General features: G+C 74.4%; 11 protein-coding genes. 6 read left to right on the forward strand and 5 right to left on the reverse strand.

The window, feature by feature from the left end:
• Window positions 1-124: 124 nt before the first annotated feature.
• Window positions 125-1,309, reverse strand: coding sequence for a helix-turn-helix domain-containing protein (locus tag ACLIYP_RS14115; RefSeq protein WP_412713473.1), 1,185 nt, complete (start codon window positions 1,307-1,309; stop codon window positions 125-127).
• Window positions 1,310-1,422: 113 nt separating this feature from the next.
• Here ACLIYP_RS14115 and ACLIYP_RS14120 point away from each other — a divergent pair, with 113 nt between their 5' ends.
• Window positions 1,423-1,953 (forward strand): flavoprotein, encoded by a 531-nt coding sequence (locus tag ACLIYP_RS14120; protein ID WP_412713474.1) that lies wholly within the window; start codon window positions 1,423-1,425, stop codon window positions 1,951-1,953.
• Between the two features lie 159 nt (window positions 1,954-2,112).
• Window positions 2,113-2,979 (forward strand): AraC family transcriptional regulator, encoded by an 867-nt coding sequence (locus ACLIYP_RS14125; RefSeq protein WP_412713480.1) that lies wholly within the window; start codon window positions 2,113-2,115, stop codon window positions 2,977-2,979.
• Window positions 2,980-3,142: 163 nt separating this feature from the next.
• On the opposite strand, the gene ACLIYP_RS14130 is transcribed toward ACLIYP_RS14125, so the two are convergent.
• Window positions 3,143-3,586 (reverse strand): ATP-binding protein, encoded by a 444-nt coding sequence (locus ACLIYP_RS14130; protein ID WP_143071727.1) that lies wholly within the window; start codon window positions 3,584-3,586, stop codon window positions 3,143-3,145.
• 170 nt (window positions 3,587-3,756) lie between these two features.
• On the opposite strand from ACLIYP_RS14130, the gene ACLIYP_RS14135 reads away from it, so the two are divergent.
• From ACLIYP_RS14135 to ACLIYP_RS14145, 3 genes are read left to right on the forward strand one after another with little or no spacing between them, the layout of a single operon-like run.
• The gene (locus ACLIYP_RS14135) at window positions 3,757-4,596 is read left to right on the forward strand and encodes a helix-turn-helix domain-containing protein (RefSeq protein ID WP_412713475.1); all 840 of its coding nucleotides are present in this window, start codon (window positions 3,757-3,759) and stop codon (window positions 4,594-4,596) included.
• A gap of 3 nt (window positions 4,597-4,599) precedes the next feature.
• A complete protein-coding gene (locus ACLIYP_RS14140) occupies window positions 4,600-4,836 on the forward strand; it encodes a DUF397 domain-containing protein (protein ID WP_093654814.1) in 237 nt (78 codons plus the stop codon).
• A 43-nt stretch (window positions 4,837-4,879) separates the two neighbouring features.
• On the forward strand, window positions 4,880-5,701 hold the full coding sequence (locus tag ACLIYP_RS14145) for an SAM-dependent methyltransferase (protein ID WP_412713476.1): 822 nt from the start codon (window positions 4,880-4,882) through the stop codon (window positions 5,699-5,701).
• Between the two features lie 118 nt (window positions 5,702-5,819).
• Here the strand turns inward: ACLIYP_RS14145 and ACLIYP_RS14150 are convergent, their stop codons facing one another.
• Window positions 5,820-6,470, reverse strand: coding sequence for a DedA family protein (locus ACLIYP_RS14150; RefSeq protein ID WP_412713477.1), 651 nt, complete (start codon window positions 6,468-6,470; stop codon window positions 5,820-5,822).
• A 202-nt stretch (window positions 6,471-6,672) separates the two neighbouring features.
• Between ACLIYP_RS14150 and ACLIYP_RS14155 the strand changes: the two genes are divergently transcribed.
• Window positions 6,673-7,431, forward strand: coding sequence for a superoxide dismutase family protein (locus ACLIYP_RS14155; protein ID WP_412713478.1), 759 nt, complete (start codon window positions 6,673-6,675; stop codon window positions 7,429-7,431).
• Here the strand turns inward: ACLIYP_RS14155 and ACLIYP_RS14160 are convergent.
• Entirely contained in the window at window positions 7,397-9,292 is a 1,896-nt protein-coding gene (locus ACLIYP_RS14160) for an alkaline phosphatase D family protein (RefSeq protein WP_412713479.1), read from the reverse strand. The two genes, ACLIYP_RS14155 and ACLIYP_RS14160, sit on opposite strands and share 35 nt — an antisense overlap.
• A gap of 93 nt (window positions 9,293-9,385) precedes the next feature.
• Window positions 9,386-10,048 carry an HNH endonuclease family protein gene (locus ACLIYP_RS14165; protein WP_412713481.1) on the reverse strand — a complete coding sequence of 221 codons (663 nt, stop codon included), beginning with the start codon at window positions 10,046-10,048 and terminating at the stop codon, window positions 9,386-9,388.
• Between the last annotated feature and the right edge of the window lie 376 nt (window positions 10,049-10,424).

The following is a 10,424-nucleotide window of genomic DNA, read 5'->3' on the forward strand; positions in this document are numbered from 1 at the left end:
CCATCTGTGCGCGCGGGGGCGCGCGCCCCGGCGCGTGTGACCGCTTCTCACATCCCGCCGTCGCGCCCCCGGGCGCCGTGCGCGGGTCCTCCGTGCGCGGGTCCGCGCACGGAGGACCCGGCCGTCAGACGCCGACCCACGCGGCCATCCGCGTCAGGGCGTCCGGCGACCTGCGCCGCAGGTTCAGCAGGCCGCGCACCGTCTCCCGCACCCGGGGGTGGAAGCGGGTCTGCTGGGGCGCCAGCGTGCGCGCCTGCGCCAGCGAGGCCAGCGCCGCCTCGATCCGGCCGGTCTCCATCTCCGCGCGGGCCCGGTCCACCAGCAGGGCGGCCCGCCGGGAGGCCGCCCAGCCGCGAGGCGGGCGCACGGCGCGCGCCGCGCTCAGCGCCGCGTCGTACTGGCACAGCTCCAGCCGGGCGAAGACCTCGTGCGCCCCGACGTTCGCCGGTCCGAAGGACAGCCAGTGCACCGCTCCCACCTCGCCCGTGCGCCGGGCGATCTCGCCGGCCCGCGCGAGGTGGGACTCCACGGCCGCCGCGTCGCCCGCGCGGGCCGCGATCACGGCCGCGCCCAGGTGGAGCTGCCCGGCCACCGCGAGGCTCTCGGTGCTCTCCCCGGTCTGGCGCAGCAGATCGTGCCCGACCGCCACCATGCGCAGGCCGATGCGGTGTTCGGCGTCCCGGCTGCGGTAGGACAGGGCCCGCTTGTACTGGCGGATCGCGCCGAGCAGCGGGTCGCCGGCGTGTTCGGCGGCCCAGCCCATCCGGTCCAGCGCCACGACGGCCAGGTCGTAGCTGCCGAGCTTCGTCGTCACGTCGTGCGCGCTGCGGTACGCCGAGGCCAGGGCCCGCCACAGCTCGGTGCTCGGGTGCTCCCGGCAGGAGACGGTCAGGTCCGCCAGGAGGCCCGGCAGGCCGGCGGCCGCCTGGTACAGCCGGGCGCCGCGCACGTCGCGGCACAGCGCGTCGGCGGCCGCGGCCAGTTCGGGCGCGGGGAGGACGGGGCCGCGGGAGTCGGTCGGCAGGTCGTACAGGTCGAGGGCCTCGCGGATGGGCCGGACCAGGCCGTCGACGCGGTCGGGCCGGGGGGAGTGCGCGGGCTGCCCCGTCAGGGTGGCGACATCGGTGCGCAGCGCCCTGGCCACGGCGGCCACGAACTGCGGGGAGGCGCTCTTGTGGCCGCTCTCGACGTGGCGTAGAAGGCTGTAGGAGTAGGGGATGCGCTGGGCCAGCCCCTGCTGTGTGAGTCCGGCGCGCTTGCGCTGGGCGGCGATCCGGTTACCGATGTGCTCGTCGTCGGATGCGGGCATACCGGGTCCCTCCGTTTCTCGCGGCATCTGAACGGTACCCGCGACCCGCCGCCCGGCCCAGTGAGTTCGCGCTGATCAGGTGTGGTGAACTGCGGAGCATGAGGAACCGAGTCATGTACCTGTTCGGTTGCGCCTCCCCGCCCGTCGTCTACATCGACCGCGCGATCCGGGACGCGCAGGCGCGGGGGTGGCAGGTGTGCCTGGGGCTGACGCCGAGCGCACGGGAGTGGCTGGAGGACCGGCTGCCGGAGCTGGAGGAGCTGACCGGCCACCCGGTGCGCAGCGCCTACCGGTCCTACGGCCGGCCCGAGACGTGGCCCAGGACGGATGTCGTGGTGGTGGCGCCGGCGACCCTGCACACGGTCAACGCCTGTGCGCTGGGCATCACTTCGACGTTCGTCGTGGGCTTCGCGGCGGAGGCGATGGGCAAGCGCATCCCGCTGGTGGTGATGCCGTGCCTTAACTCCACCTACGCCCGGCACCCGCAGTTCCAGCGCTCGCTGGAGGTTCTGCGCGGGGAGGGCGTACGGGTGCTGTACGGCCCCGGTGGCTTCGTGCCGAACCCGCCGGGGCAGGGGCGCCCCGAGGAGTACCCGTGGCACCTCGCGCTGGACGCGGCGCACGAGGCGGTGGAACGGCGCTGACGGGCGGCGCGCGCCGCCTCCCGGGAGGGCCTCCCGGAACGGCCTCCCGGAACTGCCTCCCGGGAGGGCCGGCCCGATGATCCCGGGCACAGGAGGTCGGGTCCCGCCGCGCGCCGCCTCCCTAGCGTGGACGGCAGCTACGGAGGAAGGGGGCCCGGAGTGCTGGAGCGGCTCAACCAGGCCATGGAGCACGTCGAGCGGAACCTCGGCCGACCGGTCGACGCGGCCGAACTGGCGCGGATCGCGCTCACCTCGGAGTACCACCTGAGGCGGCTGTTCTCCGCGCTGGCCGGCATGGGGCTGTCGGAGTACGTCCGCCGCAGGCGGCTCACCGTCGCCGGCGCCGAGGTGCTCGCCGGGGAGCGGACGCTGCTCGACATCGCGGTGCGCTACGGCTACGGCTCGGGCGAGGCGTTCGCCCGCGCGTTCCGCGCCGTGCACGGTGTCGGGCCCGGTGAGGCCCGGCGGACGGGCGCGGCCCTGCGCTCCCAGCCCCGGATGTCCTTCCGCCTCGTCGTCGAAGGGAGCGGTGAGATGCGGTACCGGATCGTGGAGAGGGAAGGGTTCAGCGTGGTCGGGAGGAGGGCGCGTGTCCCCCTGGTGCACGAGGGCGTGAACCCGGCGATGGCGGAGTTCGTGCGCGGCATCGGCGCTGAGACCGTCCGGCGGATGGAGGAGCTGTCCGACCGGGAGCCGCGCGGCATCGTCAACGTGAGCCACGGCGTCGCCGAGGGCCGGGAGGAGGGCAGCGAGCTCGACTACTGGCACGGGGTGGTGACCGGCGCCGAGCCTCCGGAGGACATGGAGGCCCTCGCGGTCCCGGCGGGGACGTGGGCGGTCTTCGAGAGCGAGGGGGAGTTCCCGCGGGCGGTCCAGTACCTGTGGCGGGACGTCTTCACCCAGTGGTTCCCGTCCAACCCGTACCGCGCCAGGCCGGGCCCGGAGATCGCGCGCACCCGGCTGTCGGAGGACGGGAGGCGAGCGCGGGCGCAGCTGTGGATCCCGGTGGAGCGGACGGCGGTCTGAGGACCGCGGCCCGCCGCTCCACGGCCGCCCGCGGGGCGACGGGGCGCAGGGGAAGGCCCGAGCCGCCCCCACGCGGCTCGGGCCTGGTCTTTTGCAGGGCCCGGGTCTCCTCCCCTCGCCGGGAGGGGACCCGGGCCCTTGCGGTCATCCGGCTCCGGACGGCTCAGGGCCGGATGACGGCCCACACGATGTGGCCCAGTCCGAGTCCTGCGGACTCCACTCCCCAGGCCTGTGTGAGCGATTCGATCAGCTGTAGTCCCCGGCCGCGCTCCTCGTCGGCCCGGGGGAAGCACAGGACCGGGGTGCTGGCGTAGCTGCCCTGGTCGCGCACCTCGACGCGTATCTGGTTGTCGGCGACGTACAGCAGACAGCCGATGCGGTCGCTGTCCGTGTGCAGCACGGCGTTGGTGAACAGCTCGGAGACCACCAGCCGTGCCGTGTGGCAGGCCTCCGGCGCGAAGCCCCACTGGAGCAGGCGCTCGAAGACGCGGTCGCGGGCGTCGGCGACGGAGAAGGGCTGGGCCGGCAGTTCGAATGTCTCCTGGCGCAGGTCAGGGCACACACCGACCGGTCCCGGGAGGGTCATCGTGCCTGGGGAGAGCGCCACGGCCGTCCGCCTTTCCGTCCGTCTGCCTGTGGGGGACCCTCACTATCCTCGCTGCGGTAGGCAGAAGGCAAGAGGCGTCTTGCAAATTGCAGAATATTCGAGGCAGGCTGCATGCGTCATAGACGGTGTGTCAGACTCTCTGTCCGACCAGGGGTTTCGAGGGAGGGAACGTGGCGACCGTCGGGCGGATCGTGCTCGGTCTGCGACTCCGCGACCTGCGGGAAAGGGCCGGGTGCTCCTTCGAGGAGGCCGCTGCCGCGCTCAGCGTCAACGCCGCGACGGTGCGACGGATGGAGAAGGCCGAAGTCGGCCTGAAACCGCTGTTCGTGGAGAAGCTGCTGGAGACGTACGGCGTCGAACGGCAGGAGATCGAATCCTTCCTGGCGCTGGTGGAGGAGTCGCGCAGACCGGGATGGTGGCACCGCTTCCGTGACGTACTGCCCGACTGGTTCGGCCTGTACGTCAGCCTGGAGGGCTCCGCCTCCGTCATCCGCGGCTACGAACCCCACTGCGTCCCCGGCCTGCTCCAGACCGAGGACTACGCCCGCGCCCTGCTGCGCACCGGCTTCCCCAACGCGCCCGAGGACGAGCTGGAGCGCCGGGTCGCGCTGCGCATGGGACGGCAGCGGCTCCTCACCGGACCCGGCGCCCCGCGCCTGTGGGTGGTGATGGACGAAACGGTCCTGCACAGGCCCGTCGGCGGGCGGGAGGTCATGCGGGCGCAGATCGACCGGCTCCTGGAGGCGGCCGGATCGCCGAACGTCACCCTCCAGGCCCTGACGTTCGAGGCGGGCCCGCACCCGGGCATGTTCGGGCCCTTCCAGCTGTTCCGCTTCGACATACCGGAACTGCCGGACATCGTCTACACCGAGAGCCTCACAGGGGCCGTCTATCTGGACGAACGCCCCGACACGGCCGCCTACCTGGAGGTCCTGGACCGCATGGGCGCGCAGGCCGTATCAGTACGACACACCGAGGAGCTCCTCGGTGACATTCGCAAGGAGTTCTGACCGATGGGTCACATTTACAACGGGATGCCGGCCAAGGAGCTCGGGACCGAGGGCTGGCACAAGCCGTGGAGCGGCACCAACGGCGGCAACTGCGTGGAAGCGATGAAGCTCGGCGACGGACGGGTGGCCCTGCGGCAGTCCAGCGACCCCGACGGCCCCGCACTGATCTACACCTACCAGGAGATCGAGTCCTTCATCCGGGGCGCCAAGCTCGGGGAAGCCGACTTCCTGCTCGCCTGAACCGCACCACCACCGACCACGACCACCCCCCACGGGAGAACAGATGACCGCCCAGGGCTTCCCCGCCGACGACATCGACACCAGCAGACCGCACTCGGCGCGTATGTACGACTACTTCCTCGGAGGGAAGACCAACTACGAGGCCGACATCCAGGGCGCCGAGGCGGTCATCTCCTTCTGGCCGGGGGTGCGTACCGGAGCCCGCGTCAACCGCGCCTTCATGCACCGGGCTTCCCGGTGGCTGGTGCGCGAGGCGGGCATCCGGCAGTTCCTCGACGTCGGCACCGGCATACCCACCGAGCCCAACCTCCACCAGGTCGTCCAGGCCATCGCGCCCGAGGCCCGGGTCGTCTACGCCGACAACGACCCCATCGTGCTGCGCTACGCGCAGGCGCTGCTGCGCAGCACCCCCGAGGGCCGCACCGCGTACCTGCACGCGGACGCGACCGATCCCGACTCGATCCTGAACCACCCCGAGCTCCACGAGACCCTGGACCTGAGCCGGCCGGTCGGGCTCTCCCTCAACGCGCTGCTCCACTACATCGGCGACGAGAGCAGGCCGCACGAGATCGTCGCGCGGCTGGTGGACGCGATCCCGTCGGGCAGCTACCTCACCCTCACCCACTGCACCCCCGACCTCGACCCCGAGACCTGGGAGCGCCTGAACAGCCTCTCCATGTCCGGCTCCGCGGCCTCGGCCAAGGCCCGGACGCGCGAGGAGATCCTGCGGTTCTTCGACGGGCTGGAGTTCGTCGAGCCCGGTCTGACCGTGCCGCACCGCTGGCGGCCGGAACCGGACCAGCCGCTCGCGGACGTCTCCGACGCCGAGGTGTCCCTCTACGCGGCCGTCGCCCGCAAGCCCTGACGGGCCCAGGGCCGGCGGCCGTGACCGCGTCCGCCCCGGGCGGGCGGTGGGCCGTCATGTCCGCCCCGGGCGGCCGCCGGCGGTCCGCCCCGGCGGCACCCCGGCGCGGGTGGGCGCCTCAGGAAGCGGGCGCCGCCGGAGCCGGTCCGCGCCGCACCAGGAAGGTCGCCAGGGCGCCCGCGCCGAAGAGGGCCAGCACGGAGACCGCCGTCCCCAGCCACGTCGCCCCGAGCCACTGCCCGCCCACATAGCCGGCGCCGACGCCGTACCCGGCCCAGGCCAGACCCGCCAGGGCCGACCACGGCAGGAACTCCCTGGTGCGCCGCTGCTCCACGCCGGCGACCAGGCTCATCACCGAGCGCCCGCCCGGGGCGAACCGGGCGAGGACGACCAGGGGCCCTCCGCCGCGAGCCACTGCGTGGCCGAGCCGCTCCCGGGCGCCGGACAACTGCCGTGAGCGGGCGACGGCCCGGGTGAAGCGGTCACTGCCGCGCCGGGCCAGCCGGTACACCGCCAGGTCGCCCAGGACCGAGGCCGCGGCCGCGCACAGCACCAGCGCGCACACCCTCGGAAGCGGGGCGTCCGCAGCCGGTGCGGCGATCGCGGCCGCGTCGGCCGCCGTGCCCGCGGTCGTCGCACCCGCGGCGGTGGCGCCCGCGGCGGTGGCCGCGGCCGCGATCACGATGACGCCGCTGGGAAGGAAGGGGAGGAAGACGTCGAGCAGCACCGACAGCGCTATGAGCACGTAGATCCAGGGAGCGTAGATCAACTCCCCAAGTGTTTCCTGCACGTTCACCCCCCGGCGCGGCCCCTGCCGCAGGGCTGCCCACCGCCGATCAGCGTACGCCCGCGTCACCCGTGAGGATCAGCTGGGGTGTCGCGGCACGTCATCTCCCCGCGGTCGCGCCGGAGTCGGCGGAGCATGGGCGGCCGTACGGAACGACACGACGAACCGAGCAGGAGGGGCCGACATGCTCAGGGGCAGGAAGCCGGCGAACAGCACGGCGAACGGGACCGCGAACGGGACCGCGAACAGGGCCGTGGGCGGAGTGGCGGGCAGGACGGCCGCCGCGGCGGTCGCGGCGGCCGCGGCGGCCGCGCTGCTGACCGCCGCCGGACCGGCGGGCGGTGCGGGAGCGGCCCAACCCGCCGAGGCGGCCGAGATCCTCGGCGCCGTCGAGTCGGCCGCCGACATCGGCATCGGCGGCTTCGGGATCGGGGGCAGGCACCGGGTGGTGTGGGCAGGCGCCGAGTTCGCCCCGCCCGGGAAGTCCACCGTGCCGGCCGCGGTGACGTACGACCGGGCTCTCGTCCCCGTCGGAGCCCAGGTCTCGGTGGCCCGGTACGACAGCCGCCGGGGCATGACGGTCGCACTGGAGGTGCGCGGGCTGCCGAAGGACCGCGGCTACGGGGCGCACGTCCACACCGAGCCGTGCGGTCCCCGGCCCGGGGACTCCGGCCCGCACTACCGGAACGTCCCCGTGCCGCGGGGCTCGTCCGCCGGACCCCGCCACGTCAACCCCGAGAACGAGGTCTGGCTGGACTTCACGACCGACGAGCACGGCGAGGGCCGGGCGCTGTCCAGCCACATGTGGCGCTTCCGCGCCGGCGAGGCGCGGTCCGTGGTGATCCACGAGCACCGCACGCGGCACGAGCCCGGGCGCGCCGGTGACGCGGGCAGGCGGCTGGCCTGCGTCACCCTGGCGCTCGATCCGGAGCGCGGCAGGTAGCGGCGGCTCCGGGCGGGTCCGGCAGCGGCGTCCGGCCGGGTCCCCCGCCGGACCCGCGGTCGAGTTCCCGGTCGAGGACCTTCTCCAGGGCGGCTCCGCCGTTCCCGCCGCCCGACCCGCCGCCCTCCCGGCCGCGGGCCCGCGCCCGGTCCAGCCGCAACCGGGCGCGGCGCCCGCTCAGGGTGAGCGTCATCAGCTGGTTGCCGAACCACGGCCCGCCCGTCCGGCGCCACTCCACCGGTGGCCGGCCCGTCCGCCCGTGCCGGGCCAGGACCCGGCCCAGCAGCCGCCCGCTGCGGCTCCAGCCGAAGCGGAACCCCCAGCGCAGCACGGCCGGGACGCCGTTGTGCATCGGCGAGCAGGTCAGCTGCGCCACCCGGGACCGCACCGGCGGTGCGAAGCGGGGCTCGGCGGTGTACGCGTGGTGCACGTCGCCGGAGAGCACCAGCACCGTGGCCGGGGCCTCCTCGCCCCGGCCCGCCTCCGCCAGCAGCCCGGCCAGTTCGCCGAAGGACTCGGGGAAGGCCGCCCAGTGCTCCAGATCGGCGGCCTGCCGCACCCTCTCGCCCAGCCGCGCCCAGCGCGGCCCCCGCTCCCCGCGGCACAGCGCGGCGCTCCAGGCCTCCGCGTCGTGCACGGCCGGCGGCAGCAGCCAGGGCAGGGAGGAGCCGACGAGGAGGTGGTCGTAGGTGCCGCGCCCGTCCGCGACCTGCTCGCGCAGCCACCGCGTCTCGCTCTCGTCGAGCATGGCCCGCTCCGGCTCGGGCAGGACGCGGGCCGCCCGGGTGTCCACCATCAGCAGCCGGGTGCGGCCCAGGTCGCGGCGGTAGCTCCAGCGGGCGGAGGCCGGGTCGGAGTCGGCCCGCTCGGCGAAGGCGCGCAGCAGGCCGGCCGCGTCGCCGTCCGCACTCCGCACGGCCGCGTACAGCTCGTCGCCGGCCAGCTCGGCGGGGGAGAGGTTGCCCAGGTGCTGGTGGACCCAGTACGAGGTGAGCCCGCCCAGGACGCGCTCACGCCACCAGGGGGCGGCGCGGATCTCCCGCTGCCAGGCCTCGCTGGTGTTCCAGTCGTCGATCAGGTCGTGGTCGTCGAAGATCATGCAGCTGGGGACGGTGGACAGCAGCCACCGCACCCGGGGATCGAGCCAGGACTCCTCGTACAGCCAGGTGTACTCCTCGTAGTCGGCCACCTGGCCCCAGGGCGCTTCCCGCAGGCTGCGGCGGGCGGCGATCCTGCGGCGGATCACCTCGGAGGTCTCGTCGGCGTACACCTGGTCGCCCAGCAGGAGCAGGAGGTCGGGGCGCTCCGCGGCGCCGGCCAGGACGTCGCGGGCCAGGGCGTCGAGGGCGTCGGGGCCGATCGCGCCGTGCGCGGAGGCGGAGGGGCGTGCGGCCCAGCGGCAGGAGCCGAAGACGACGCGCAGCGGGCGGGCCTCCCCGGGGCTCCCGCCGTTCTCCGTGTTCTCCGGGTTCCCCGCGTTCTCCGGGTTCTCCGGGTTCCCCGCTTCATCACCGCTCCCGGCGTCGCCCTCCGAGGGGAGGGTGCGGATGGTGCTGGGCGGGAAGGGGGAGCCGGGCGGCGGCCAGACCTGTTCGCCGTCCAGCAGGACGCGGTAGGGCGTCTCGGTGCCGGGGCGCAGCCCGGTGACGGGCACCAGGGCGTAGTGGTGGCCGGCGACCTGCCAGGTGCGGGCGGCGGCGCGGACCTCCGCCCGACCCTCGTCCGTTCCGCCGTCGGTACCGCCGCCCGTTCCGCCGCCGCAGCGCACCTCGGCCCGGCAGGGGCGGTCGGTCTCGACCCAGACGGTCGCCGAGTCGGTGTCGGCGTACCGCAGCAGCGGGCCCAGGCGCAGTGCGGTCATGCGGCCGGCCCTCCCTCCGTCGGTTCCGGCAGGTTCGACCCTAGGGGAACGACGGGGGAGGGGCGGGAGTTTCCGCGCGCCGGGGGCGTCCGGTCAGCAGCCGCTCAGCACACTGCTGAGCCTGCTCTTCTCGGCGGAGTCCACGGACAGGCCGTAGCTGTGCTTCACCCAGACCCACATCCGGGCGTAGGTGCAGTGGTAGGTGGAGCGCGGCGGCATCCACTCCGCGGGGTCCTTGTCGCCCTTGGACTGGTTGACGTTGTCGGTCACGGCGATGAGCTGGGCGATGGACAGGTCGTTGGCGAACGACTGCCGCTTGGAGGTGGTCCAGGAGCTCGCGCCCGAGCGCCAGGCCTCGGCCAGCGGCACGACGTGGTCGATGTCCACGTCGGAGGCGGCGTACCAGGTGGCGCCGTCGTAGGGCGAGTACCAGCGGCCGCTGGTGGCCGCGCAGCTGCTGTCCTGCACCACGTTGGTGCCGTCGCGCTTGAGGACGACCTCACGGGTGTTGCAGGTGCCGCTCTGGGTGACCCAGTGCGGGAACTTGTCGCGGCTGTAGCCGTCCGACGAGCCCTCGGCGCGCACCGTCAGGGAGGCGAGGTAGGAGCGGGCGGTGGACGCGCTCGGCGGGGTGGGGGGCGCGGCCTGGGCGGTGGGGGCGCTCAGGAACAGCAGACCGGCGCAGAGGGCGATGAGTGCGCCGAGGGTGGTGGATCGACGCGCGTAGAAGCCGCGCCGCGAAGCGGGCAGGCGCATGCCGTGCATACGAACTCCCTGGAGATGGGGGGAAGTTGAGTGGAAGGAACGCCGTCAGGGTGGCGCCGAAAGGTTTCCTCCCGGCGGGCGCCAGATGACAGAATGGCGACATGAGCACGTCAGATCAAGACCGCTGCCCGGACTGATCGACGCGCTCGACGCACCCGGCCCGCGTGCGGAGCCGGTGCGGAGCGCCGGAGCCGCCGTGCCGCCCCCTGCCGCCCGGCGCCGCACTGCCGCGATCCGGTCCGTCCTGTGCCGGCCCCGTGTCCGGCCTCCGCCCGGCCCGGTGGCCGCGGCCTCCCTCCACCGCCCCGCCGCCCTCGCCCTCCCCCGCCGTGTGGGGATCCGGCCCCTCGGGCCCGAGGGGCCGCCC

This window comes from Streptomyces nanhaiensis, assembly GCF_046614825.1.
In the GTDB taxonomy this organism is placed as follows: Bacteria; Actinomycetota; Actinomycetes; order Streptomycetales; family Streptomycetaceae; genus Streptomyces; species Streptomyces radiopugnans.